This window comes from Janibacter cremeus (assembly GCF_013409205.1).
GTDB lineage: Bacteria > Actinomycetota > Actinomycetes > Actinomycetales > Dermatophilaceae > Janibacter > Janibacter cremeus.
Map to the genome: position 1 here is coordinate 1,704,044 of NZ_JACCAE010000001.1, position 24,243 is coordinate 1,728,286.

General features: G+C 68.2%; 24 protein-coding genes, 2 tRNA genes and 1 pseudogene. 10 read left to right on the forward strand and 17 right to left on the reverse strand.

The window, feature by feature from the left end; all coding sequences use genetic code 11:
• The first annotated feature begins 2 nt into the window (after positions 1-2).
• On the forward strand, positions 3-479 hold the full coding sequence (locus BJY20_RS08070; protein WP_221935280.1) for a MarR family transcriptional regulator: 477 nt from the start codon (positions 3-5) through the stop codon (positions 477-479).
• An 81-nt stretch (positions 480-560) separates the two neighbouring features.
• Here BJY20_RS08070 and BJY20_RS08075 read toward each other — a convergent pair whose 3' ends face one another.
• The 14 genes from BJY20_RS08075 to dnaA form a co-directional block, all read right to left on the reverse strand.
• Complete coding sequence (locus tag BJY20_RS08075; protein ID WP_185991060.1) at positions 561-1,181, reverse strand: flavin reductase family protein; 621 nt, start codon at positions 1,179-1,181, stop codon at positions 561-563.
• Positions 1,182-1,371: 190 nt separating this feature from the next.
• Positions 1,372-1,444: transfer RNA gene (locus BJY20_RS08080), tRNA-Ala, on the reverse strand.
• A gap of 13 nt (positions 1,445-1,457) precedes the next feature.
• Positions 1,458-1,631 carry a DLW-39 family protein gene (locus BJY20_RS08085; RefSeq protein ID WP_185991061.1) on the reverse strand — a complete coding sequence of 58 codons (174 nt, stop codon included), beginning with the start codon at positions 1,629-1,631 and terminating at the stop codon, positions 1,458-1,460.
• A 20-nt stretch (positions 1,632-1,651) separates the two neighbouring features.
• A tRNA-Ile gene (locus BJY20_RS08090) sits at positions 1,652-1,729 on the reverse strand.
• A 74-nt stretch (positions 1,730-1,803) separates the two neighbouring features.
• On the reverse strand, positions 1,804-2,238 hold the full coding sequence (locus BJY20_RS08095) for a DUF3566 domain-containing protein (protein ID WP_246297132.1): 435 nt from the start codon (positions 2,236-2,238) through the stop codon (positions 1,804-1,806).
• Positions 2,239-2,261: 23 nt separating this feature from the next.
• Positions 2,262-4,841: a DNA gyrase subunit A gene (gene gyrA / locus BJY20_RS08100; protein WP_185991062.1), complete on the reverse strand. Its 2,580-nt coding sequence runs from the start codon at positions 4,839-4,841 to the stop codon at positions 2,262-2,264.
• A gap of 101 nt (positions 4,842-4,942) precedes the next feature.
• Positions 4,943-7,024: a DNA topoisomerase (ATP-hydrolyzing) subunit B gene (gyrB, locus tag BJY20_RS08105; protein ID WP_185991063.1), complete on the reverse strand. Its 2,082-nt coding sequence runs from the start codon at positions 7,022-7,024 to the stop codon at positions 4,943-4,945.
• A gap of 231 nt (positions 7,025-7,255) precedes the next feature.
• Positions 7,256-8,137, reverse strand: a complete 882-nt coding sequence (locus BJY20_RS08110) for a serine hydrolase (protein WP_185991064.1) — start codon at positions 8,135-8,137, stop codon at positions 7,256-7,258.
• A 2-nt stretch (positions 8,138-8,139) separates the two neighbouring features.
• Entirely contained in the window at positions 8,140-8,979 is an 840-nt protein-coding gene (locus BJY20_RS08115) for a hypothetical protein (protein WP_185991065.1), read from the reverse strand.
• A 120-nt stretch (positions 8,980-9,099) separates the two neighbouring features.
• The gene (locus BJY20_RS08120) at positions 9,100-9,624 is read right to left on the reverse strand and encodes a DciA family protein (RefSeq protein ID WP_343062817.1); all 525 of its coding nucleotides are present in this window, start codon (positions 9,622-9,624) and stop codon (positions 9,100-9,102) included.
• Positions 9,621-10,829, reverse strand: coding sequence for a DNA replication/repair protein RecF (gene recF, locus BJY20_RS08125; protein WP_185991066.1), 1,209 nt, complete (start codon positions 10,827-10,829; stop codon positions 9,621-9,623). Before recF ends, BJY20_RS08120 begins: the two co-directional genes overlap by 4 nt.
• 1 nt (position 10,830) lies before the next feature.
• Positions 10,831-11,916 carry a phosphogluconate dehydrogenase (NAD(+)-dependent, decarboxylating) gene (gnd, locus tag BJY20_RS08130; RefSeq protein WP_185991067.1) on the reverse strand — a complete coding sequence of 362 codons (1,086 nt, stop codon included), beginning with the start codon at positions 11,914-11,916 and terminating at the stop codon, positions 10,831-10,833.
• Between the two features lie 45 nt (positions 11,917-11,961).
• Complete coding sequence (dnaN, locus tag BJY20_RS08135) at positions 11,962-13,101, reverse strand: DNA polymerase III subunit beta (protein WP_185991068.1); 1,140 nt, start codon at positions 13,099-13,101, stop codon at positions 11,962-11,964.
• Positions 13,102-13,785: 684 nt separating this feature from the next.
• Positions 13,786-15,279, reverse strand: coding sequence for a chromosomal replication initiator protein DnaA (dnaA, locus tag BJY20_RS08140; RefSeq protein ID WP_343062818.1), 1,494 nt, complete (start codon positions 15,277-15,279; stop codon positions 13,786-13,788).
• A gap of 527 nt (positions 15,280-15,806) precedes the next feature.
• On the opposite strand from dnaA, the gene rpmH reads away from it, so the two are divergent.
• The 9 genes and pseudogenes from rpmH (at position 15,807) to BJY20_RS08180 (ending at position 21,663) form a co-directional block, all read left to right on the forward strand.
• A complete protein-coding gene (gene rpmH, locus BJY20_RS08145; RefSeq protein WP_185991070.1) occupies positions 15,807-15,944 on the forward strand; it encodes a 50S ribosomal protein L34 in 138 nt (45 codons plus the stop codon).
• 10 nt (positions 15,945-15,954) lie between these two features.
• Entirely contained in the window at positions 15,955-16,326 is a 372-nt protein-coding gene (rnpA, locus tag BJY20_RS08150) for a ribonuclease P protein component (protein ID WP_185991071.1), read from the forward strand.
• Positions 16,323-16,523 (forward strand): annotated as a pseudogene (gene yidD / locus BJY20_RS16450) (membrane protein insertion efficiency factor YidD); the annotation flags it as partial. The gene rnpA and the pseudogene yidD, both read left to right, overlap by 4 nt.
• A gap of 9 nt (positions 16,524-16,532) precedes the next feature.
• The gene (locus tag BJY20_RS16455; protein WP_343062959.1) at positions 16,533-16,655 is read left to right on the forward strand and encodes a hypothetical protein; all 123 of its coding nucleotides are present in this window, start codon (positions 16,533-16,535) and stop codon (positions 16,653-16,655) included.
• Complete coding sequence (gene yidC, locus BJY20_RS08160) at positions 16,652-17,659, forward strand: membrane protein insertase YidC (protein ID WP_185991072.1); 1,008 nt, start codon at positions 16,652-16,654, stop codon at positions 17,657-17,659. The genes BJY20_RS16455 and yidC overlap by 4 nt, the downstream gene beginning before the upstream one ends.
• Positions 17,660-17,736: 77 nt before the next feature.
• The gene (locus BJY20_RS08165) at positions 17,737-18,438 is read left to right on the forward strand and encodes a Jag family protein (protein WP_425484176.1); all 702 of its coding nucleotides are present in this window, start codon (positions 17,737-17,739) and stop codon (positions 18,436-18,438) included.
• Positions 18,439-18,470: 32 nt separating this feature from the next.
• Positions 18,471-19,112, forward strand: coding sequence for a 16S rRNA (guanine(527)-N(7))-methyltransferase RsmG (gene rsmG, locus BJY20_RS08170; RefSeq protein WP_185991074.1), 642 nt, complete (start codon positions 18,471-18,473; stop codon positions 19,110-19,112).
• 284 nt (positions 19,113-19,396) lie between these two features.
• Positions 19,397-20,509, forward strand: coding sequence for a ParA family protein (locus BJY20_RS08175; protein WP_343062819.1), 1,113 nt, complete (start codon positions 19,397-19,399; stop codon positions 20,507-20,509).
• Positions 20,506-21,663, forward strand: coding sequence for a ParB/RepB/Spo0J family partition protein (locus tag BJY20_RS08180; protein WP_185991076.1), 1,158 nt, complete (start codon positions 20,506-20,508; stop codon positions 21,661-21,663). Before BJY20_RS08175 ends, BJY20_RS08180 begins: the two co-directional genes overlap by 4 nt.
• A 225-nt stretch (positions 21,664-21,888) precedes the next feature.
• Here BJY20_RS08180 and trxA read toward each other — a convergent pair whose 3' ends face one another.
• The 3 genes from trxA to BJY20_RS08195 all read right to left on the reverse strand — a co-directional run bounded on the left by trxA (position 21,889) and on the right by BJY20_RS08195 (position 24,156).
• Entirely contained in the window at positions 21,889-22,212 is a 324-nt protein-coding gene (gene trxA / locus BJY20_RS08185) for a thioredoxin (protein WP_185991077.1), read from the reverse strand.
• A 38-nt stretch (positions 22,213-22,250) separates the two neighbouring features.
• Complete coding sequence (trxB, locus tag BJY20_RS08190; RefSeq protein ID WP_185991078.1) at positions 22,251-23,273, reverse strand: thioredoxin-disulfide reductase; 1,023 nt, start codon at positions 23,271-23,273, stop codon at positions 22,251-22,253.
• A 118-nt stretch (positions 23,274-23,391) separates the two neighbouring features.
• Positions 23,392-24,156, reverse strand: coding sequence for a hypothetical protein (locus BJY20_RS08195; RefSeq protein ID WP_185991079.1), 765 nt, complete (start codon positions 24,154-24,156; stop codon positions 23,392-23,394).
• Between the last annotated feature and the right edge of the window lie 87 nt (positions 24,157-24,243).

Below are 24,243 nucleotides of genomic sequence, written 5' to 3' on the forward strand. Positions count from 1 at the left end.
CCGTGACGTCGCTGACCCCGGACGAGGGCCCGGCCTGGAGGTCCGTGCGCATCACCGCTCGTTGGGCGGCCGTGCGCCGGGCGGCCGAGGCGCGGCAGCAGATCCGGGTGGCGGAGGGCCGACTGCTGTGGCTGCTGAGGGATGGTGAGCCGCGCACGCTGCGGCGCATCGCCGAGGAACTGCGACTGGAGCAGTCGACGGTCAACCGGCAGGTGCACGCCGCCCTCGACGCGGGCGTCATCACCCGGTTCCGCCCAGAGGACTCCCCCGCGTACCTCGTGCAAGTCAGTGCCGACGGATGGAGCCTTCTGCGGTCCGACCTCGCGCGGCAGCTCGCCGACCACGAGCACGCGCTCTCCGCTCTGCCGGCTGCGGAGCGCGAGGCCTTTCTGGATCATCTGGACACGTTCGTCGACACCCTCGGCACGGCTGCCGACCTCGCCGACCTCGAAGGTCAGGCACCCCCGGGGCCGAGCTGACCACCCCGAGACGGAGTCGAACCCCGCATTTCCACCTCGTGCACACCGACGACCCGTGGCTGGTGGCCCGGGCAGGCGCCCTCATCCGGGCCGATGTCGCGAGGAAGTCCCCGACGGCGGCCGTCCGGGACGGTCCAGCCGGAACACCTCCGGCGGAAGTCCCCATTCGTTCCTGCCCAGGCGCGAGACGGGCCGGAGCACGTCCATCACGGGTCGCCCGCCGACCAACGCCTCGTCGCGCACCGAGATCGCCCTGACCTCACCGATCACCAGATTCGCGGTGTCCAGATCAAGGTTCGTGTGCAAGGTGCATTCAATGGCGGCCATCGAATTCGCAACTCGCGGGACCTCAACCACGTCGCTGCGCTCGAGCCGAATCCCCAGGACCTCGGCCTCGTCGACATCTGCGTCGAAACGTGCACTGCTGGCATTGGCGAGTTCTGCCTGGTCGTGCGAGACGATGTTGACCACGAAGTCGCCCACGGCCAGGACATTGCGCAGTGTGTCCTTGCGGCCAATCGACGTGAAGCTGACCATGGGCGGCCGCGCACAGGCCACGTTGAAGAACGAGTGCGGTGCGAGGTTACCGATCCCATCGGCATCAACGGTGGTGATCCAGGCGATGGGTCGGGGCACGACCAGACTCGTCAGCAGATCGTATCCATTGACGTCGGGGTCGTCGGGACGGAACACGGTACGCATAACAAGAGCCTTTGGAAGAATGAGGACACGGATCCGGGGCGATGCCACCGATGTCGCTCACGACAGCCGACCCTGTGTCAGGACAATACCCAGGTGACTTCCGGGTGCCGCGGCTGAGGGGCTGTCATCCCGCGAACGGACAAACGACCCCTGCCCTGCGTTTCCGCGGGTCAGAGGCCGTTCTTCTCGGTGGAGGCGATCGGACTCGAACCGACAACCCCCTGCTTGCAAAGCAGGTGCGCTACCAATTGCGCCACGCCCCCGAGGGCTGGTGGATCAGGACGGGCGGTCCGTTGCAGCCGCCCATGCTCCACCGCTCGTTGCGGTGGACGTCCTCATCCGGGAGGTCGCAGCGTGCAGGTCCTTCTCGGAACGCTGCTGCTCGACCTTGCGCCGGGCGTACATTGCCCCGGCTACGGCAGCGGCGGCGAGGGCGAGAACCTTCTTCATGATCTCTCCTTCACCGCCCGTGGTGGGCCTACCTGGACTTGAACCAGGGACCTCTTCCTTATCAGGGAAGCGCTCTAACCGAGCTGAGCTATAGGCCCGCGTGCACCCTTGGTGCGACGCCCGACAGTACCCCACTCCGCACGCCGATTCCAAAACGGCGTCGCGGCGCGGATCAATCGTCCGTCAGGGTCATGTGGATGCCGCCGACCAGGCTCGCCACGACGTTGTAGAGGAAGGCTCCGAGCGTCGCGATCGCCGTCATCAGGATGACGTCGATGACGGCCACGATGATCGCCAGCGACAGCACCCGACCGAAGCCGACGAAGTCCATGATGTCGAACTCCTGGCCCGAGCCCTCACCGATGATCTGCCCGGCGAGCTCGTTGACGGACTCGAAGACACCCATGGCCCCCATGAGCATCCAGACGACACCCGTCATGACCACGAAGGCGATGCCCATGGCCACGGACACCAGGAAGCCGACCTTCATGACCGAGAAGGGATCGACCCGGGAGACCATCAGCCGCACCCGACGTCCACCCCTGGGTGCGGGCTTGGGGGCGGGACCGCCCTGCGGACGGCTCGCCGAGCCGGACGATGTCCTCATCGTCGTGGTGTCTCCTGGTGAACTCACTCGCCGTCACCTCCGGGGGCATCCCCCTGCTGGCTGGTTTCCGCCGAGTCGGTCTCGGCGGACTTCGCGTCAGGGTCTGACGCTACCTCCCCGTCCTCGATCTCCGTGTCTTCGCCACGATCGACATTCCGGGCGACGGCAACGATCGAGTCGCCCTTGCGCGGCTTCGCGAAGTTGACGCCCTGCGTGTTGCGGCTGGTGCGGTTGATCTCGGTGACGGCAGAGCGGACGATGTTGCCCTTCTCCATCACGACCATGACCTCGTCGTGCTCGTCGACGACGAGGGCACCCGCGAGTTGGCCTCCCTTCTCGGAGTTGGCGGCCAGGACTCCCAGCCCGGCACGACCCTTGGCCGTCCACTGCGAGGCGGCGGTGCGCTTGGCGACCCCCTTCTCGAAGACGACGAAGACGTCCGGGTCGCTGCCGTCGGGGATGACGTTGAGGGCCAGCAACGAATCACCCTCGCGGAACTTCATCCCCGTGACACCGCTCGTCGACCGGCCCATCGGGCGGATGACGTCGTCCGTGGCGTGGAACCGCACGGACTGGGCATTGCGCGAGACGAGCAGCAGGTCGTCCTCCGCGTGGACCAGACCGGCGCCGATGAGCTCGTCGTTCTCGCGCAGCTTGACCGCGATGAGACCTCCGGTACGCGGTGAGTCGTACTCGCTCAGGCGAGTCTTCTTCACCAGACCACGCTTGGTCGCGAGCACGAGGTACGGCGCGACCTCGTAGTCCTTGATCGCGTAGACGGCGGCGATCTGCTCATCCGGTTGGAAGGCGAGAAGGTTGGCCACGTGCTGGCCCTTGCCTTCACGTGCCGCCTCCGGCAGCTCGTAGGCCTTGATCCGGTAGACCCGGCCCATGTTGGTGAAGAAGAGCAGCCAGTGGTGCGAGGTCGTGGTGAAGAAGTTGCGCACCACGTCCTCCCCGCGCAGGGTGGCGCCACGCACCCCCTTCCCACCGCGCTTCTGGGCCCGGTACTCGTCCACCCGCGTGCGCTTGGCGTAGCCGCCCCGGGTGATGGTGACGACCACGTCCTCCTCGGGGATCAGATCCTCCATCGCGACGTCACCGTCGTAGGGCAGGATCCGGCTGCGCCGGTCGTCGCCGTAGCGGTCGACGATCTCGGTCAGCTCCTCGCGCACGATCTGACGCTGCCGCTCGGGCTTGGCGAGGATGTCCTTGTAGTCGATGATCCTGGCTTCGATCTCGTCGTGCTCGTCGATGATCTTCTGCCGCTCCAGCGCGGCCAGACGGCGCAGCTGGAGATCGAGGATCGCCCGAGCCTGCACCTCGTCGACGTCGAGCAGCTCGATCAGGCCCTCACGGGCCTCCTCGACCGTCGGTGAGCGGCGGATCAGCGCGATGACCTCGTCGAGCATGTCGAGGGCCTTGAGGTAGCCGCGCAGGATATGGATCGCGGCCTCGTCCTTGCGCAGCCGGTACTCGGTGCGCCGGACGATGACGTCGATCTGGTGCTCGACCCAGTGCCGGATGAAGGCCGAGACCGGCAGGGTGCGCGGCACGCCGTCGACCAGGGCGAGCATGTTGGCGCCGAACGTGGTCTGCAGCTGGGTGTGCTTGTAGAGGTTGTTCAGGACGACCTTGGCGACGGCGTCTCGCTTGAGCACGATCACCAGGCGCTGGCCGGTACGACCGGAGGTCTCATCGCGCAGGTCCGCGATGCCCGAGAGGCGACCCTCCTTGGTCATCTCGGCGATCTTCTGCGCGAGCGTGTCCGGGTTGACCTGGTAGGGCAGCTCGGTGACGACGAGGCAGGTGCGGCCCTGGATCTCCTCGACCTCCACGACCGCACGCATGATGATCGAGCCGCGGCCGGTGCGATAGGCGTCCTCGATGCCGCGCGTACCCATGATCAGCGCTCCGGTGGGGAAGTCCGGGCCCTTGATGATCCCCATGATCGCCTCGAGAGCCTCCTCACGGGTGCTCTCATGGTTGTCGAGCATCCAGTGGGCGGCTGCGGCGACCTCGCGCAAATTGTGCGGCGGGATCTGGGTGGCCATGCCGACCGCGATGCCCGCGGAGCCGTTGGCCAGCAGGTTGGGGAAGCGAGCCGGCAGCACGTCCGGCTGCATCGTCTTGCCGTCGTAGTTGGGGACGAAGTCGACCGTCTCCTGGTCGATGTCGCGCACCAGCTCCAGGGACAGCGGCGCCATCTTGCACTCGGTGTACCGCGGCGCGGCCGCACCGTCGTTGCCGGCGGAGCCGAAGTTGCCCTGCCCGTCGATGAGCGGGTAGCGCAGCGACCACGGCTGGACGAGGCGGACCATCGCGTCGTAGATCGCGGTGTCACCGTGCGGGTGGTACTGGCCCATGACGTCGCCGACGACGCGCGAGCACTTGTTGTACCCGCGGTCCGGGCGGTAACCACCGTCGTACATGGCGTAGACGATGCGGCGGTGCACGGGCTTGAGGCCGTCGCGCACGTCCGGCAGGGCACGGGAGACGATCACGCTCATCGCGTACTCGATGTAGCTGCGCTGCATCTCCGCGTTGAGGTCGATCGGTTCGCTGCGGTCGTGCTGCTCGTCGGTGGTGGGGATGTCTGTCATGTGGTCAGGTCACCTCGGGGTCGTTGCCGAAGGGGGTACTCGGGGAGCCAGCCCCGCGGGTCTTGGGGGGCACTCGGGGGGGGGCGAAGCCCCCTGAGCGTTCAGATGTCGAGGAAGCGCACGTCGCGGGCGTTCTTCTGGATGAAGCTGCGTCGGGACTCCACGTCCTCGCCCATGAGCACGGCGAAGATCTCGTCGGCGGCGGCAGCGTCGTCGAGGGTCACCTGCAGGAGGACCCGGGACTCGGGATCCATCGTGGTCTCCCACAGCTCCTGGTAGTTCATCTCGCCGAGCCCCTTGTAGCGCTGGACGGCGTTGTCCTTCGGCAGGCGCCACCCCTTCGCCTGGCCCTGCGCGATCAGCGCATCGCGCTCCCGGTCGGTGAAGGCAAAGCCGTGGGTGTGGTTGGACCACTTGAGGCGGTACAGCGGCGGCTGGGCGAGGTAGACGTAGCCCGCCTCGATCAGTGGCTTCATGAAGCGGAAGAGCAGCGTCAGCAGGAGCGTACGGATGTGCATGCCATCGACGTCGGCATCGGCCATGAGCACGATCTTGTGGTACCGCGCCTTGGTGATGTCGAAGTCCTCACCGATGCCCGTGCCGAAGGCCGAGATCAGCGCCTGGACCTCCTGGTTGGCGAGGATCCTGTCGATCCGGGCCTTCTCGACGTTGAGAATCTTCCCGCGGATCGGCAGGATCGCCTGGTTCCACGGGTTGCGCCCGGCCTTGGCCGACCCGCCCGCGGAGTCCCCCTCGACGATGAAGACCTCGGAGACCGTCGGGTCCTTGGTCTGGCAGTCGGAGAGCTTGCCGGGCAGGCCACCGGACTCGAGCAGCCCCTTGCGGCGGGTCGCCTCGCGGGCCTTGCGCGCGGCCATCCGCGCGGCCGAGGCCTGGATCGCCTTGCGGACGATGTCCTTGCCCTCGTTGGGGTGCATCTCGAGCCAGTGGCCGAACTCGTCGGTCATCGCCCGCTGGACGAAACCCTTGACCTCGGAGTTGCCCAGCTTGGTCTTGGTCTGGCCCTCGAACTGCGGCTCACTGAGCTTGACCGAGATGACCGCCGTCAGGCCCTCGCGGATGTCGTCACCGGTGAGGTTGTCGTCCTTGTCCTTGAGCATGTTCTGCCGGCGGGCGAAGTCGTTGATCATCTTGGTCAGCGCGGAACGGAAGCCCTCCTCGTGGGTGCCGCCCTCGTGGGTGTTGATCGCGTTGGCGTAGGTGTGGACCGACTCGCTGTAGGCGGTCGTCCACTGCATGGCGATCTCGAGGGAGAGCTCGCGCTCGGTGTCCTCGTTCTCCATGTCGATGATCTCGCTCGTGATCGGCTCGGCCTTCTTGGAGCCCACGAGGTGCTCGACGTAGTCGACGAGGCCGTTGTCGTAGCGGTAGGAGACCTTGCGGGCCTTCTTCGGCGCTGCGGTGGCCTCCTCCGAGTCGACGACCTCGGTGATGTCGTCGTCGACGCGGTCGAGGTCCTCGTCCTGCTCCTCCTCGGTCGGCTCCACGATGCGCTCGTCGACGAGGTTGATCGTCAGGCCCTTGTTGAGGAAGGCCATCTGCTGGAACCGGGCGCGGATCGTCTCGAAGTCGTGGTCGACGGACTCGAAGATCCCGTCGTTGGGCCAGTAGGTGATCGTCGTGCCGGTGGCGTCGGTCTCCTCCTCCCGGCGAAGGGGGCCGGTCGGCACCCCGTGCTCGAAGGACATCCGGTGGGCATGGCCCTTCTGCCGCACGCACACGTCCATTCGGGAGGAGAGGGCGTTGACGACGGAGGAGCCGACGCCGTGCAGGCCACCGGAGACCTTGTAGCCGCCGCCACCGAACTTGCCGCCCGCGTGCAGCTGGGTCAGGACGAGCTCGACCGCGGAGACGCCCTCGGCCTCGTGGATGTCGGTGGGGATGCCGCGGCCGTTGTCCTTGACCCGGACCGCGCCGTCCTCCATGAGCGTGACGTCGATGGTGTCGGCGTAGCCTGCCATCGCCTCGTCCACGGCGTTGTCGACGACCTCCCACACGAGGTGGTGCAGACCGCGCTCGCCGGTCGAGCCGATGTACATGCCGGGCCGTTTGCGCACGGCCTCCAGGCCCTCGAGCACGGTGATGGCGCTCGCGTCGTACTCGGGTCCACCGGGGTCCGGTGTCGTCGGCTGGATCTTTGACGGCGACTGCTCGTCTGCCACGGTGCTCCTCGAGTGCGTGCACGGATTGCCGTGGGCTGACCCGGCAGGGTCGGCGCCTCGGCCACAACCCCCCGATCCTACCTCTCCGGGGACTGCTACGACGCATCTGAGGGGCCCATGACGGCCGTTCTCGCTGCATATCCCTGCGGTTGATGACTCCCGGTACGTCGACCGGCTCCTCAGGCGCTCTGAGCCGCGCTCCTGTCGTGGTCGTCCCCGGTGCTCGTCGGCTCAGGAGCAGGAGCCGGTGGGCAGGTCCCGTCGGTGGTGATCGAGCACCTCGGCGACCTCGTCCATGATGGCCGTCCCCTGCTCGTGGGTCCCGGTGCGCACCTGCACGGCCACAGCGGTCTCTCCCTTCGCGCCCGGGACGATACCGAGCTGGCGCACGACGTAGCCCTCGGGAGTGGGTCCCCATCCGCCCTTGAGGCGGGCACCGTCGATCCCGCCGAGGCCCCACTGCTGGCCCGCGACCACCCGACTCATCGCGTCGGTGACCGGGGACGACCCACGCAGGCAGGGGAGGGCGGCGGTGAAGGCGGCCTGGTCCGTCAGGCGCCAGGTCGAATGGCCGAAGGCCGAGTACCCGGGCACGGTCACCGCTGCCGGAACCTGCGTGCGGGCGTCGCCGCCACGGCGAAGCTGCGCCTCGACGGCGTCGGAGGCCTCGCTCGGGGGGCCGAGGGACTCCCAGAGACGTTGAGCGGCCGCGTTGTCCGACGCGGTCAGGGCCGCGTCGATGTCCGCTGTGGCCTCGTTCCCGGAGTGCAGGACGGCCAACGCCAGGGGCACCTTGATCGTCGACCAGGCGATGAGCGGCGGCGCGTCACCGAGGACCCGTGGACGCTCGTGCGAGCCGACAGGGGTCAGGGCGAGGGACACCTCGGCCTCGTCGTGGGCCCGCAGGACCTTGGTCAGGTCCGTGACGAGCGAGGAGTCCAGAGCGCGGCGGTCCTGGTCACTCGTCGACGAGGCCGTGGGTGTGGGCGTGGGTGTGGGCGTGGGCGTGGGCGTGGGCGCCGTCTGCGACGGCGACGGCTCGGAACCACCCGGGAACGAGCACGCGGCCACCGCCAGGGCCAGGGTGACGGCCCCGGCCAGGCGGCGCAGCACGATCAGTAGAGGACGACGACGGCGTTGTTGCCGCCGGTGCACGTCGTGACCGCGTCACCGGAGCAGCTCATCGTGTACGCCTTGTTGGTCACCGGGGAGGTCACCCGCAGGTTCGCCTTCCCGGCGGAGTCGCCCGCAACATAGGCATCGCGCACGGCGAGGGCGAACTCGCAGGACGTCACGCCCGAGCCGGTACCGACGGCCACTCCGTCGGAGGGGCCGGCGCAGCGGGAGACGTCGTCCGGCTTCTTGCCCGTACGCTCGGCCGTCGTCGAGCTCGAGGAGGAACTGGAGGAGGACGAGGAGCTCGACGACGGACTCGACGAGGTGTCACTGGACGACTCACTCGGCTCGCTGGTCGAGGTGGGCGAGCTGGTCTCGGTCACGGTCTCCTGGGCAGTCGGCTGCCCGTCGTCGTCACCGCTCAGGGCCATGACGCCACCGACGAACAGGCCGCCGAGCAGGACGCCACCGATGAGCATGGCCACGAGGCCGAGGGGAGTGATGCCCTTGCGTGGTGGCTCCCGGTCCTGGCGGGGCGGCGTCGACGTGGTCTCCCAGGTCGACGCGGTCGCTGCTGGCGTCGGTGCGGGCTCGTCGGCCCACCAGCTCTCCGGGACGGCGCCTGTCGCGACGGTCGGCTCGTGCGACGGCTCCGCCGCAGGGGTCGGCTGGGTCGGAGCGTCCTCCCCACCGCCGGCGTCCATGCGCGTGGTGGAAGCGTCACCGGGGCTGCTCGTCGGGTGCTGCTCCGCCGCCGGACGGATCCGTCCGGACGGGCTGGGGTCACCGAAGAAGTCGTTGAAGGCGTCGCCGCCCCGCCCGTCCTCCGGACCGCTCATGGGGAACTCCTCATAGGCATTCGCGCTCTCGGAATCAAGAGCAGCACCTCACGATGCCATAACAACCCGGGGGGTGCGCCAATCGAGTGCTGGGGTATCGGTAGGCGGGTGCCATGTGACTCAGCCGTAGGTGTCGCGCGGACCGCGGCCGTCACTGGATCGACGGGGGCCACGTGACCAGGAGGGGGCACTGGGTCCGTGCACCCGCAGCTCGTGGACGACGTCGGGACCGACCGCGTCGGTGATCCGGCCGAGCAGTGAGCTGGACAGCAGTCGGATCTGGGTGGCCCAGGCCGTCGAGTCGGCGCGCACGGACAGCACCCCGTCCTCGAAGCTGACCGGTTGGCAGTGCTCGGCCACCTGATTGCCGACGATCTCGTCCCATCGGCCCATGACGGAGCCGGCTGCGACATCGACCTGCCAGCCGCGATTGTCCACGAGGCTATCGACCTGGTCGCCGATGGTCTTCGGGTCGCGCCCGCGGGCGCCCTTCGGAGCCCGGGGGTGCTGCCGGCGCCGCTTGGGCCGAGGCTTCATCCCCGGGCGCAGGCCCTTCTTGGTCGCCATGGCGCGGGCGCGGGCGAGAGCGGACGAGGCCGCGTCCTCGATGCTCGGCCCGACCTCAGCGTCCTCACCATCGTTCACGTCGGCTCGCCGACCTCACCGAGCGAGACGGTGTAGCGCCGCCCCGCCAGCGACTCCGGCACGTCCGCGGGGACCGCGGCGGTGATGAGCACCTGCTCGCAGTCGCTGATCAGCCCGGCCAGTCGTTCACGGCGACCGCTGTCGAGCTCGGCGAAGACGTCGTCGAGGACCAGCACCGGGTCGTCACCGAGGTCGTGACGCAGCAGGTGGTAGGCCGCCAGACGCAACCCGAGGGCGAAGGACCACGACTCCCCGTGGGAGGCGTACCCCTTCGCCGGCATCGGCCCGAGCCCCAGCACGAGGTCGTCGCGGTGCGGGCCGACGAGATTGACCCCGCGCTCGACTTCCTGGTCGCGCACCCGGGCGAGGGACTCGAGGATCATCGAGCGCAGCTCCTCCACCTCCGGGACCTCGCCGGCCGCGATCGCCTCGGCGGCCTCCTCGTGCAGGGAGGAGCGGTAGACCACAGTGGCCAGCGACTGGTTGGCGCTGACCTCGCGATAGGCCGCCTGGAGGTGCGGCACCAGGTCACGCAGCAGGCGCAGGCGAGCGTAGAGCAGCTGCGCCCCGACGGTGGCCAGGTTCTCGTCCCAGATCTCGAGGGTGCGCAAGGCGTCCTCGGCCGCGGCCGCCGGGTCGGCGCCCTCGGGGACGGCCGGGCTGCGGCGGCGGCGACCCCGCTTCGAGCCCAGCAGGGAGGCGGCCGACTTCAGCAGGGCACCCCGCTGGCGCACGATCTTGTCGTAGTCCGAGCGCACACCGGCCCAGCGGGGTTGACGTTGCACGAGCAGGTCGTCGAGGAACCGGCGCCGCTCCCCGGGGTCACCCTTGACCAGCGCAAGGTCCTCCGGGGCGAAGAGCACGGTGCGCAACGTGCCCAGCACGTCGCGGGTGCGGGGAAGGGGAGAGCGGTTGAGCTTGGCGCGATTGGCCTTCCCGGGCGTGATCTCCAGCTCGACGAGGCTCTCCCGCTCGTCGCGCACCACCGCTGCCCGCACGATGGCCCGTTCGGCGCCGAACCGCACGAGTGGCTGGTCGGTCGCGACCCGGTGGCTGGTCAGGGAGGCGACGTACCCGATCGCCTCGACGAGGTTGGTCTTGCCCTGTCCGTTGAGCCCGACGAGCGTCGTCACCCCCGACTCCAGGGCCAGCTCGGCGGCGGGGTAACTGCGGAAGTCGCCGATGCTCAGGTGGCGGACGTACACGTCACTCGGTCGACCCGGAGCCGCTCGTGGGCCCGGGCGAACCACCGGTGCTGTCCGTGCCGGAGGTGGGGCCGGCTGCGGCCGCGTCACCCTGCGACGACTCGCCGGGGTCGGTGGCCGGCTTGACCTTCTTCTCCTCCTGGACCTGGCTGGCGCCAGGGGAGGCCACCCCCTTCGCCGCCTGCGCACGCAGCTCCTCGCCCTCGGCGACCGTCATGACCTGGTGCCCACCGAACTGTCCGCGCAGCGCGGCCACGGCCTGCATGGCCGGGCTGACCTGCTGGCGGGAGGTGAAGCGGGCGAAGAGCGCGGCGGAGATGACCGGCATCGGCACGGCGTTGTCGATGGCCTCCTCGACGGTCCAGCGTCCTTCCCCGGAGTCGGCCGTGAAGTCGCTGACGTCGCTCATCTCGGGATCCTGCTCGAGCGCCTTGACCATGAGGTCGAGCAGCCAGGAGCGCACGACGGTGCCCCGACTCCACGCCTTGAAGGACCCGGGGACGTCAGTGACGATGTCCTTCTTCTCCAGCAGCTCGTAACCCTCGGCGTAGGCGTGCATCAATCCGTACTCGATGCCGTTGTGGACCATCTTCACGTAGTGGCCGGCACCGACGTCGCCGGCGTGGACGAACCCCTCGTCGCGCGGTCCCTCGGGGCGCAGCGCGTCGAAGATCGGCATCGCCTTCTCGACGTCCTCGCTCGACCCGCCGCACATCAGGCCGTAGCCGTTCTCCAGGCCCCAGATGCCGCCGGAGACACCGCAGTCGACGTAGCCGATGCCGTACCGACCCAGCTCCTTGGCGTTGGGGACATCGTCGGAGAAACGCGAGTTCCCCCCGTCGACGACCAGGTCGCCGGGGGAGAGGCGGGTGGCGAGGTCGGAGACCACGTCCTGGGTGACCTTGCCCGCCGGCACCATCACCCACACGACTCGCGGGGCCTGCAGGCCATCGACCATCGCCTGGACGCTCTCGACGTCACTGACATCCGGATCGGTGTCGTAGCCGATGACCTCGTGACCGGCGCGGCGCACACGCTGACGCATGTTGCCGCCCATCTTGCCGAGACCGATGAGACCGAGCTGCATGTCGGACCTTCCTTTGTCGACGTCGGGCGAGGGAGCGAAGGGGGGTCAGCCGGCCAGGCGGACCGGCTGGAGGACGTAGCGGTAGGTGGTGTCGATCTCGGCCTCGAGCGACTCCTGTCCGGTCATCATCGCCGGCTTCAGCGGAGCGGTGAAGGACAGGCGCGTGAAGGTCGTGCCGAGCACGCCGAGGCCGTCCAGGAGGTAGCCGGGGTTGAAGGCGACCTCGATCTCCGGTCCTTCGACGGTGGCCTCGATGGCCTCGGAGGCCTGGGCGTCGTCGCCGGTGCCGGCCTCGATGGTGACCTGGCCGTCGGCGAAGCGCAGGCGCACCGGGGTGTTGCGCTCGGTGACCAGGGCGACACGCTTGACGGCCTCGGTGAGCAGCTCGGTGCCGACGACGGCCTCGGTCTCGCTCGTGGTCGGGAAGATCTTCGAGACCTTGGGGTACTCGCCGTCGAGCAGACGGCTGGTCGTGTGGCGCTGGCCGGCCTCGAATCCGACGAGCCCGGCGGAGCCGCCAGCGGTGGCGGTGCCGAGGGAGACCTCGATCGATCCTGCGGCGCCGAGGGCCTTGGCGGTCTCGGCCAGGGTCCGTGCCGGGATCAGGGCGACATGGTCGGCGTCAGAGGCACGGGGCTGCCAGACGAGCTCACGCATCGCCAGGCGGTAGCGGTCCGTGGCCAGGAGGGTCATCTTCTCCCCCTCGATCTCCACCCGGACACCGGTGAGGATCGGCAGGGTGTCACCGCGGTCGGCGGCGATCTGCACCTGCTGCACCGCCTGCGTGAAGAGCGTGCCGTCCACGGTGCCGCTGCCCTCGGGCGAGGTCGGCAGGGTCGGGTACTCGTCCGCAGGCATCTGCAGCAGGGCGAAGCGTGAGCTGCCGCAGGTGACCTGGACCTTGGCGCCCTCGGTCGCGACGTCCACCGGCTTGCCGGGCAGGTTGCGGGAGATGTCGGCCAGCAGCCGCCCGAGCACGAGGGAAGTGCCCGACTCGCTGACCTCCGCGGCGACGGTGATCCGTGCCGAGACCTCGTAGTCGAAGGTGGACAAGGTCAGTGACCCGTCCTCGGTGGCCTCAAGGAGGACACCTGCCAAGACGGGAACGGGCGGACGATTCGGCAGGCTTCGGGCCACCCAGGTGACCGCCTCGGCCAGCACATCGCGCTCGACGCGGAACTTCACGACAGACCTACCCTTCGACGCGCTGGGAGCGCGAGGTCACGGGATGACACGGAACCCACGCCAAAACACGTGGGCTCCCTGACATTACGCGGTTGGAGCCGATCAGTGGAACTGAGGGGCCTGTTGTCATTCACCGAAGAACCTTCGTCCACACCCGGGCATCCAGCAATGCGTGGGGGAGGGAATGGATGGATAGAGGACTCATCGTTGTCATAGGCGGTGTGGACACCGTGGACAACTGCCTCTGTCCCGCTGTTGGCGCGGTTGTCGGGTGTGGATCACCTGTGGACGCCACGTGGACGGACAGGGTCTGCTTGTGGGGGAGTTTCACGCGTCACCAGGCTCTGCGCGTCGTACACAGGTTCTGCACATCCTGTGCACACGCTCGTCCGCAGGAAATCCGGTGCTGAGCGGCGATCTGAGCCGGGTCGTTCGGTTCCGCGGAGCGACGCGATGCCTCTTGCGTGGTGAGGGCGCTGTGTCGTGGCCCGTCCTGTGGACGAGTCCGGGCGTGTTGACCGAGTTCAAGCGACTCGCTGGTACCCACAAGATTGTCCACAGCCTGTGGATCTGTGGACAACTCGGGAGGAGCGGGTTCTCGAGTGGCTGGGCGGTCGAGAGGACTCGACAGCGAGCGGGCGCGCACAGGTGGGGAGAACCCTGTGGATATCTCTGTGGTGCGGGTCAGCCGGCCTGCTGCTTGATCCGGTTCGTCAGCTCGGTCACCTGGTTGTAGATGGCGCGGCGCTCACCCATGAGCTCGCGGATCTTGCGTTCGGCGTGCATGACGGTCGTGTGGTCGCGTCCACCGAACTGCTCGCCGATCCGCGGGAGGGACATGTCGGTGAGCTCGCGGCAGAGGTACATCGCGATCTGGCGTGCGGTGACGAGCAGGCGGGTGCGCGACGGGCTCTGCAGGTCCTCGATGTTCAGGCCGAAGTAGTCGGCCGTCTGCGCCATGATCGTCGCGCTGGAGATCTCGCTCGACTGTTCGTTCGGGATGAGGTCCTTGAGCACGATCTGGGCCAGACCGATGTCGACCGGCTGCCGGTTGAGGCTCGCGAAGGCGGTGACGCGGATCAGGGCACCCTCGAGCTCGCGGATGTTCGTGCTGATCCGGCTGGCGATGAACTCCAGCACGTCGGCCGGGACCGAGAGCTTCTCCTGGATGGCCTTCTTGCGCAGGATCGCGATCCGGGTCTCGAGGTCGGGCGGCTGCACGTCCGTCAGCAGGCCCCACTCGAACCGACTGCGCATGCGCTCCTCGAACCCGGAGAGCAGTTTCGGCGCGACGTCCGAGGTGATGACGACCTGCTTGTTGGCGTTGTGCAGCGTGTTGAAGGTGTGGAAGAACTCCTCCTGCGTCTGCATCTTGCCCTGGAGGAACTGGATGTCGTCGATCAGCAGGACGTCGACATCGCGGTAGCGACGCTGGAAGTTCGCCGCCTTGTCGTCGCGGATGCTGTTGATGAAGTCGTTGGTGAACTCCTCGGAGTTCACGTAGCGCACCTTCACGTGCGGGTAGAGGCTGCGGGCGTAGTGACCGATCGCGTGCAGCAGGTGGGTCTTGCCCAGCCCGGACTCGCCGTAGATGAAGAGCGGGTTGTAGGCCTTCGCCGGCGCCTCCGCAACGGCGACGGCCGCGGCATTGGCGAAGCGGTTGCTCGCGCCGATGACGAAGGTGTCGAAGGTGTACTTCGGGTTCAGCCGGGTCAGCTCCACCTGCTCCGGCTCGGGGCGACCACGTCGGGGACGCACCGGGGTCGGCGGCTCGGGGTCCTCGTCGACGAGGCCGTCGTCCACGTCGTCCACGGGAAGCGTCGAGGAGAGCCCTTGCGGGCGTGTGGGACGGGGCGCTGACGGGACGTTCTCGTCCTCGATGCCCTGGGTCGGCGGGAGGGAGTCGTCCTCGGCGAGGTCGGGGTCGACCGTGACGGCGAGACGGACCTCCCGGCCGAGCTGCTCGGACAGTGCCTGGGTGACGTGCATCCGCAGGCGTTGCTCGACGAAGTTCTTGGAGAAGTCGTCGGGGACGGCGATCAGCGCGGTGTCATCGAGGAGACCGACGAGTCGGGCCATGCTCAGGAAGGCGCGTCGTGTCACCGGGACGCCGTCGGCGTCAAGCGTGTCCAGGGTGGTTCGCCACACCTGACCGAAGTCGACCTCGGCTTCGGCCACGTGCGCACACCTCATTCTTCTGCGGCCCGTGGCCGGTCGGGATCCTCGTCCCTGTCATTGAACCCCATGTGGGGTCGATTTCCACAACATTGTCCACAACTGTGGGTATGCCACGGGTGACAGGGTGATGAGGAGCGACGCTAACAACATGGATCATCAATCGGCAACTGTCGGCGACGGCAATTTCCTCCTCCACGGCGTGTCGACACCATGATCGGGCGTCCTGCTGGCAACATCTGCGAGTTTGGCCGAAGCGCTGTCCTTGGGTCCCACGCTCCGCGTGGGCGGCGCGACGGAGCGGTGTCCTGAGGTGCGACGAAGGAGCCTCGAAGGAGGAGTGGGTCCCCTCCTCGTGGTTTGACCCCTGAGACACGGCTGCCGTACCTTTGTGCGAGGCCTGTCGGCCGCTTTCGCATGCCCATGCTCGTCCCGGATCGACCAGGGAAGTACGACGTGGGCTTCCGATGGCGACCGATGCCATCGACCTGAGCACCGGACCCCTGGGTCCACCGATCATCGGAGACTGCATGAGCAAGCGCACCTTCCAGCCGAACACCCGTCGCCGCGCGAAGACCCACGGTTTCCGCGCCCGGATGCGCACCCGCGCCGGCCGCTCGATCCTGGCAAACCGCCGCTCCAAGGGCCGCGGCAAGCTCTCGGCCTGACGAGCCGACGGTGCTGCCCCCGCGGCACCGCCTGACGCAACGCGCGGACTTCGCGGCAACGATCCGGGGTCGGGGCAGCGCCCGCCGCGGTTCCCGGCTTCTCGTGGTCCATGCCCGCCCGGCGGACGCGACTCGGACCGACGCACGAGACCCCGTCTCGCGCGTCGGTCTCGTCGTGTCGAAAGCCGTGGGCAACGCCGTCACCCGCACGCGGGTGAAGCGTCGTCTTCGGGCTCAGATGGCCACTCTCCTACCGGTTCTGCCGGCCGGGACCGATGTGGTCATCCGAGCCAATCCCGCTGCCGCGGATGCCACGTCGCACGAGTTGTGCGGCGCCCTTCGGCACTGCTTGCGCGACCTGCTCGTTGGGATGGACCCATGAGAATCCTCGCGCTCCCCCTGATCTGGTTGGTGAAGGCCTACCAGGTGGTGATTTCCCCGTTGATGCCTCCCAGCTGCCGGTACTACCCGAGTTGCTCCGGGTATGCGGTGACGTCTCTGCAGCGGTTCGGTCCGTTACGCGGGGCCTATCTTTCCGTGCATCGTCTGCTGCGGTGCAACCCCTGGTCCGCCGGGGGGATCGACCACGTGCCCGCCATCTGGGCCGATCGTGGTTCGCCGGAGCTGGCGAAGCCACAGCTGGCTGATGTGGCGGACCACGACGACGGCGTCGCGCGCGACGTCACCGACCAAAGGATGTTCACCGAGTGAGCTTCAGCGACCTGATCTATCCCTTCGAGTGGCTCGTGTCCTGGATCATGTATCTCTGGCACGAGGGCCTGACCACTATCGGCCTGCCGGAGACCAGCGGCTGGACCTGGACCCTGTCGATCGTGGGTCTGGTGCTCATCATGCGGGCAGCGCTCATCCCACTCTTCGTCAAGCAGATCCACGCCTCGCGCAAGATGCAGCTCATCCAGCCCGAGATGCAGAAGATCCAGGCGAAGTACAAGGACAAGAAGGACCCGGAGTCCCGTCAGAAGATGACGGAAGAGACGATGGCGATGTACAAGGACACCGGGACCAACCCGTTCTCCTCCTGCCTGCCGATCCTGGCCCAGTCGCCCTTCTTCTTCGGCCTCTTCCGCGTCCTGAACTCCCTCGACGAGATCGCCGCCGGCAACCACGACGCAATCGGTCCGATCACCCAGTCCGTGGCCTCACAGGCGGAGTCCTCGGCGATCTTCGGCGCGCAGCTGTCGGCACAGTTCAACTCGGCAGAGAACCTGTCAGTACGCATCGTCACCGTCGTGCTGATCATCCTGATGTCGGCGACGACCTTCACGACGCAGTACCAGCTGATGCGCAAGAACATGCCGGCATCGGCGCTCGAGGGTCAGTTCGCCCAGCAGCAGAAGATGATGCTCTACCTCTTCCCGATCATCTTCGCCGTCTCCGGCGTCTTCTTCCCCGTCGGTGTCCTCATCTACTGGTTCACCACCAACCTGTGGACGATGCTGCAGCAGTTCTACGTCATTCGCCGTATGCCGGCGCCCGGCTCGGCCGCAGAGAAGGCGATGCAGGATCGCCGTAGGAAGCGCGGCAAGCCCATCGACACCTATGAGGAGACCCGTGAGCGGGCGCACGACCTCGAGATGGAGGAAGAGCTGCGCACCAAGGGCGTGCTGTCCGGACAGCGGCAGCAGCCGAAGTCGAAGAAGCGCGCCAAGAAGTCTGGCGGACAGACGCCGAAGAAGCCCGGCAACAGCACCTGACCTCGGTCGCGACCGGCAGCCACGCCTGACGCCACCACCCGCACCACGCAGCAGGAGAGAGCATGAGTGAGAACAGCATGTCCGTCGGACCAATGAGCACCGACGAGCCGGAGCAGGACGCGACAGTCGCTTCCGATGAGGTGACGACCGATGAGGTCGACGAGGGGAACACGGCGGCCCCGGGCTCGGCACGCGGTGGTGGCCGCCGCCGGATGCTTGAGCGTGAGGGGGAGGTCGCAGCCGACTTCCTCGAGACCCTGCTCGACATCGCTGACCTCGACGGTGACATCGACCTGGACATCGATGGTGACCGTGCCGCGGTGGCGGTCGTGGACTCCGACGAAGGGCGGGTGCCACGACGCCTCGTGGGGCAGGACGGGAAGGTTCTGGAGGCCCTCCAGGAGCTGACCCGTCTGGCGGTCCAGTCCGCCACCGGTGACCGCAGCCGCCTGATGCTCGATGTCGCCGGTCACCGCGCGGCACGACGCGCCGAGCTGGTTGAGGTGGCCCGTGCGGCCATCGCGTCGGTGAAGGAGTCCGGCGAGTCGTACGACCTCGAGCCGATGACCGCCTTCGAGCGCAAGGTCGTGCACGATGAGGTCCTGGCCGGCGGTCTCGCCTCCGACTCCTCCGGCACGGAGCCGCGACGATTCGTCGTGGTGCACCCTGCCACCGGCGACGAGCCCGGGACCGAGAAGGAAGCCACGGAGTCCGGGTCCGACGCTTCACCCAGCGCGCCGGCCGCATCGATCGCCGAGGAGTCGGTGGACCCGGCGTGACCGTGCCGCGTTTCACGTGAAACGCTGCGGGCATGACGACGGACGCCCCCCCACCCACGGAAGGCGCTCACCAGTTCTTTGGTGAGCGCCTTCGGCATGCCGAGGTCTTTGCCGCGGTCCTGGCGGACACCGGAGTGAGCCACGGCCTGATCGGTCCACGGGAGGTGCCGATCCTCTGGGATCGCCACATCCTCAACTGCGCCGTCATCGAGGACGCCTTTCCTGACGGTGCCCGCCTCGTCGACGTCGGGTCGGGAGCGGGTCTGCCCGGTGTGGCCCTCGCCATTGCGCGACCGGACCTGGAGGTCCACCTGGTCGAACCCATGGAGCGCCGGACGGACTGGCTGAACGCGACTGTCGCTGAGATCGGTCTCGACAATGTGACGGTGCACCGTGGCCGCGCCGAGGAGTTCCACGGGCACCTGACGGCTCCGTACGTGACGGCTCGAGCTGTGGCCCGACTGGACAAGCTGGCGCGCTGGTGCTTTCCCCTGCTCGAGCGCGACGGGCAACTCGTGGCTCTGAAGGGCAGGTCGGTCGAGGACGAGTTGGCGGGGACGACCAAGGCGTTACGCAAGTTGGGCCTCGTCGAAGCCCAGATCACCTCACACGGTGCCGACGTGCTGGAGACGCCGACACTCACGGTGACCTGTCACGTGCGCCGTCGGGGATGATGTTTCACGTGAAACATCACGGTCATGCGGTCCTGTCAGGATGTCTATGGCCTAGCCGACGACGTGACCTCGTCAACGGCGTCGACAGAGTCGGCCGGCTCGAGGCACGGCACGTCGTGTTTCACGTGGAACGAGAAGCTCGTTCCACGTGAAACGTCGTGTGGAAACGCTGCTCAAACTACGACTTCCGCCGTTGCGGTCCCAGAGGACGACACGCCGTTTGGCGTGTCGTCCCCGCGTGGGGTTGTATGGCGGGGCTCCCAGCCTTCAGGAGGAATGACCCGGTGACCAGCGCACGATCCGTCGTCACGGGAATCGGATGGCCCGCGCTGTCCGCACCGACGACATCAGCACCCGTCGGGTGGCTGACCGGCCGACCCGAGCAGGCGCCGGCGACGCCCCGCGGCCCGACCGCCCCGGCCAACACCCCCATCCACGAGGGTGAGTCAACCAGCCCGGCACCGGAGGTACCCGTGACCACGTCGACCCACACCCCAGCCCCTGAACCGGCATCCGTCGGTACGTCACCGGCAGATGTCGACCCGTCGCACTCCACGACGACCGAGCCCACCCTGCCGCGTCCGGGACAACCTCGGGTGATCACCGTGTCGAACCAGAAGGGTGGCGTCGGAAAGACGACGAGCGCGGTCAACCTCGCGGCCGCCCTCGCACAGAACGGTCTGCGCGTCCTGCTGATCGACACCGACCCCCAGGGCAATGCGAGCACAGCACTGAACATCGCCCACCACGCGGAAATCCTCAGCGTGTACGACGTGCTCGTCGAGGGGACCCCGATCCGCGAGATCATGCAGCCCTGCCCCGACGTGGACAACCTCTGGTGTGTGCCCGCCACCATCGACCTCGCGGGGGCCGAGATCGAGCTGGTGTCGCTGGTCGCACGGGAGAGCCGCATGGCCAAGGCGGTCGCCGGTCTCCAGCAGGACCTGCGGACCGCGGGTGAACCTCCTTTGGACTACGTCCTCATCGACTGCCCACCGAGCCTGGGTCTGCTCACGGTCAACGCCTTCGTTGCGGCGCAGGAGGTCCTCATCCCGATCCAGTGCGAGTACTACGCACTGGAGGGCCTGAGCCAGCTGCTCAACAACATCACCCTCATCCAGACCCACCTGAACCAGGACCTGCACGTCTCGACCATCCTGCTGACGATGCACGACGCGCGAACCCGGCTGTCGTCCCAGGTGGCGCAGGAAGTCCGGGAGCACTTCCCCGACCAGGTCCTCGAGGCGACGATTCCACGGTCGGTCCGCGTGTCCGAGGCGCCGAGCTTCGGGCAGACCGTCATCACGTACGACCCGCAGAGCACCGGCGCCCGGTGCTACCAGGAGGCCGCGGCGGAGATAGCCCACCGCGGTGCAGCAATGAAGGACGATGCATGAGTGAGAAGCGACGCGGTCTCGGCCGTGGTCTGGGTGCCCTCATCCCCGACGCCACGACGGCCGGCCGACCCGTGACCGAGCGGCCCATCGATGTCTGGTTCCGGGACCAGGACCGACCGTCGGTCCCGCACACTGCTGCTGGGATGGTCGCTGATGCCGACGTGGTTGCTGATGGATCGTCGGAGGTGCCGGCGAGCTCCTCCGATCCGGCGGAGTCGCGGCCCACGACCGACCCGAACCAGCCAGCCGCTCCGGGTCCCGGCGAGCCCGCGCAGGACGAGCCGGCAACCCGTGCGGAGTCAGCAGGTCAGGAAGAGCCGGGACTGGCACCGGTGCCCGGAGCCTCCTACGGCGAGATCCCGGTGGCGGCCATCCGTCCCAACCCGAAGCAGCCACGCCGCGTCTTCGACGAGGACGACATGGCCGAGCTCGTGCAGTCGATCGAGCAGATCGGGGTCCTCCAGCCGATTGTCGTGCGCCGTGTCGAGCCCGATGACGGCGTCGAGTTCGAGCTGATCATGGGTGAGCGGCGGTGGCGAGCCAGTCGTGACGCGCAGCGGGAGACGATCCCGGCGATCGTGCGCACGACCGAGGACGAGGACCTGCTGCGGGACGCGCTGCTGGAGAACCTGCACCGCAGCAACCTCAACCCACTCGAGGAGGCCGCGGCCTACCGCCAGCTCCTCGACGACTTCGGCTGCAGCCAGGAGGAGCTGTCCAAGCGGATCGGTCGCAGTCGCCCGCAGATCTCCAACACCCTTCGCCTCCTGCGCCTGCCTCCCATGGTGGCCCGACGCGTCGCTGCGGGCGTCCTCAGCGCCGGCCACGCCCGTGCGCTGCTCACCCTCGAGGACGGAAGCCAGATGGAGCACCTTGCCCAACGGATCGTCGCCGAGGGGCTGTCCGTGCGCACCGTCGAGGAGATCGTCGCCCTCGGCGTGGAGCCGGAGTCCCCGGCCCGTAGCGCTTCACCGGGCCGTCAGGAGCGTGACGCCCAGCTCGACGACCTCGCGGGGCGGATCAGTGACCGGTTCGACACCCGCGTCAAGATCGATCTGGGCAAGCGCAAGGGGCGCATGACCATCGAGTTCGCCTCTCGGGAGGACTTGCACCGCGTGTTGGGCCAGATGGGAGTCGACCCCGACGAGGGCTGACCAGCGTCGTCCGATCTCGCCCGGACGCCGACCAGCCGTCGGCCGGTCTCGCCCGGACGGGGCCACGGCTGAGGTATGACGAAGGTGCCGTGGTTCGTGTGGGAGGGTCGGGCTGGCAGCGGGAGCTTCTCGCACAACGAAAGACGCGGTAGATCGAAGGGGTACTCCCACACGATCTACCGCGTCGGTGGTGGCAGAGCGAATCTCGCTCTGCCACAACGGAACTCAGCCGATGAAGGGCTCCAGCTCCTTGACCAGCTTGGGCTTCGGCATGGCGCCGACGATCGTCTTGACGACCTCGCCGCCCTGGAAGACGTGCATGGTCGGGATGGACGTGATGCCGAAGCGGGCAGTGATCTGCGGGTTGGCGTCGGTGTCGAGCTTGACGATCTTCAGCTTGCCGTCGTACTCGCCGGACAGCTCCTCCAGGACCGGCGCGACCGCGCGGCACGGGCCGCACCAGGTGGCCCAGAAGTCCACGAGGACGGGCGTGTCGCTGTTGAGGACGTCCTCGTCGAAGGTGGCGTCGGTGGTCGGGGTGGTGGCCATGCGGATCTTCCTCTCGGTGGTGCGGGGGTTCGGGTGGTTCAGCGGGCGCCGACGGTGCCGGCGACCGGGTTCTCCTGCGCGATGAGGGCCTGGTCCTCGGCCGGACCCGCGGCCTCCTCGCGTGCGGCGAGCCAGCGCTCGGCATCCAGTGCTGCGGAGCAGCCGGTGCCGGCAGCGGTGATCGCCTGACGGTAGGTGTGGTCGACGAGGTCCCCGGAGGCGAAGACACCCTCGACGTTGGTGCGGGTCGAACGACCCTCGACCAGGACGTAGCCCTCGTCGTCGAGGTCGACCACACCCGTGATCAGCTCGTTGCGCGGGTCGTGACCGATCGCGACGAAGAGGCCGGTTGCCGCGATCTCGCGGGTGTCCCCGGTGATGGTGTCGCGCAGGGTCAGGCCGGAGACCTTGTCCTGGCCGTGGATGGCGAGGACCTCGGAGTTCCACGCGAAGGAGATCTTGTCGTTGGCGTGCGCCCGGTCGGCCATGATCTTGCTGGCGCGCAGCTCGTCACGACGGTGCACGATCGTCACGGAGCGGGCGAACTTGGTCAGGAAGGTCGCTTCCTCGACGGCGGAGTCCCCGCCCCCCACGACGACGATGTCCTGGTCGCGGAAGAAGAAACCGTCGCACGTGGCACACCAGCTGACGCCGTGCCCGGACAGGCGCTTCTCGTCCTCGAGACCGAGCTCGCGGTAGGCGGAGCCCATGGCCAGGATGACGGCGTGGGCGCGGTGCTGGTTGCCCTCGCCGTCGGTGACGACCTTGATCTCGCCCTCGAGCGAGACCTCGGTGACGTCGTCCGTGACGATCTCGGCGCCGAAGCGGTCGGCCTGGGCACGCATGTTGAGCATGAGGTCCGGCCCCATGATGCCGTCGGTGAAGCCGGGGAAGTTCTCGACGTCGGTGGTGTTCATCAGGGCGCCACCGGCGGTGACGGAGCCTTCGAACATCAGCGGCTCGAGGTTGGCCCGGGCGGCATAGACGGCAGCCGTGTAGCCGGCCGGACCGGATCCGATGATGATGACGTTGCGGACGGTGGAGGTGTTGGCGTCGGCCACGGAGTCGGTCCTTGAAGGGTTGGTGGTGCCGGAGCGGGGCGAGCCGTCCGTGCGGGGTCTGCAGGTGACAACGCCATCGTAGATCCCGTCTGTTCCCGACACCGCTCCAGATCCGGGATCACTCCTCGGGTATCGGGAAGGGCTGGTCCCAGATCGGCTCGCAGCCGGTGGTCACCGCCCATGCCCGGACCTTGCCCTCGGGCGCCTCCTCGGCCATGAGCAGCAGCCCGTCCCGACCGTCGAACGTCGCGACGTCGATGACGATCGGCAGCAGCTCCGGCTGGCCCAGACGGGTGAGGCAGTCACTGGCTGCTGCGGCGGTGTCCATGCCGTCGAGGCGGGCCGGGTCCTCCAGCTCGGGAGCTCCGCGCGGGTCGGCCTCGAGCTCGGCTGCCTTCGCGGGCAGGTTACCGCGGGAATAGTCGGTGCCGGTGTCGGTGATGGCGAAGGCAGGCACCTGAGCAGGTGCGTCGGACGAGCTCGACGACGAGCCCGACTCGTCGGAGGACGAGGCCGAGTCGCCCCCTTCGCCCTCGGGAGCGCTGGTGTCCGAGCCACCGGCGCTCTGGTCCGGTCCGTCCGAGCCGAGAGCGAAGACGCCCCCGACGCCGAGCGCGACGACCGCGGCCACCGCGATGCCCAGCACCCAGCGGCCGGTGGGGCTGCTGCGCCGCTTGGGTCCCCGCCCGTCGGAGTCCATCCTCGACCAGAACGCCGTACCGTCCCCGTCGTCGGAGGACGTGCTCGCCTCGTCCTTGTGGGCCGCCTGCTCCTGCTCCAGGCTGGCTCGAATGCGGTCGTTGAGATCGTCGGGCATCGGTCCGCTCTCCTTCAGGCCGGCAAGCAGGTGACTCATACCGGTCGGGTCCTGATCATCGGTCATGGCCACCTCCCTTCGTACCGCGTGGTCCTTAGTGTCTGACGAAGTGGAGGGCTTCTGGGTTCCGGCAACGTGTCGTCGACCGTGTCG

Excerpts from the sequence above, each read along its gene's own strand:
- trxA (WP_185991077.1), bottom strand. The coding sequence starts at position 22,212 with ATGGCCACCACCCCGACCACCGACGCCACCTTCGACGAGGACGTCCTC.
- rpmH (WP_185991070.1), top strand. The coding sequence starts at position 15,807 with ATGAGCAAGCGCACCTTCCAGCCGAACACCCGTCGCCGCGCGAAGACC.
- BJY20_RS08085 (WP_185991061.1), bottom strand. The coding sequence starts at position 1,631 with ATGAAGAAGGTTCTCGCCCTCGCCGCCGCTGCCGTAGCCGGGGCAATG.
- BJY20_RS08115 (WP_185991065.1), bottom strand. The coding sequence starts at position 8,979 with ATGAGCGGTCCGGAGGACGGGCGGGGCGGCGACGCCTTCAACGACTTC.
- rsmG (WP_185991074.1), top strand. The coding sequence starts at position 18,471 with ATGACGACGGACGCCCCCCCACCCACGGAAGGCGCTCACCAGTTCTTT.
- BJY20_RS08095 (WP_246297132.1), bottom strand. The coding sequence starts at position 2,238 with ATGAGGACATCGTCCGGCTCGGCGAGCCGTCCGCAGGGCGGTCCCGCC.
- gnd (WP_185991067.1), bottom strand. The coding sequence starts at position 11,916 with ATGCAGCTCGGTCTCATCGGTCTCGGCAAGATGGGCGGCAACATGCGT.
- BJY20_RS08165 (WP_425484176.1), top strand. The coding sequence starts at position 17,737 with ATGTCCGTCGGACCAATGAGCACCGACGAGCCGGAGCAGGACGCGACA.
- BJY20_RS08180 (WP_185991076.1), top strand. The coding sequence starts at position 20,506 with ATGAGTGAGAAGCGACGCGGTCTCGGCCGTGGTCTGGGTGCCCTCATC.
- BJY20_RS08195 (WP_185991079.1), bottom strand. The coding sequence starts at position 24,156 with ATGACCGATGATCAGGACCCGACCGGTATGAGTCACCTGCTTGCCGGC.
- BJY20_RS08075 (WP_185991060.1), bottom strand. The coding sequence starts at position 1,181 with ATGCGTACCGTGTTCCGTCCCGACGACCCCGACGTCAATGGATACGAT.
- gyrA (WP_185991062.1), bottom strand. The coding sequence starts at position 4,841 with ATGACAGACATCCCCACCACCGACGAGCAGCACGACCGCAGCGAACCG.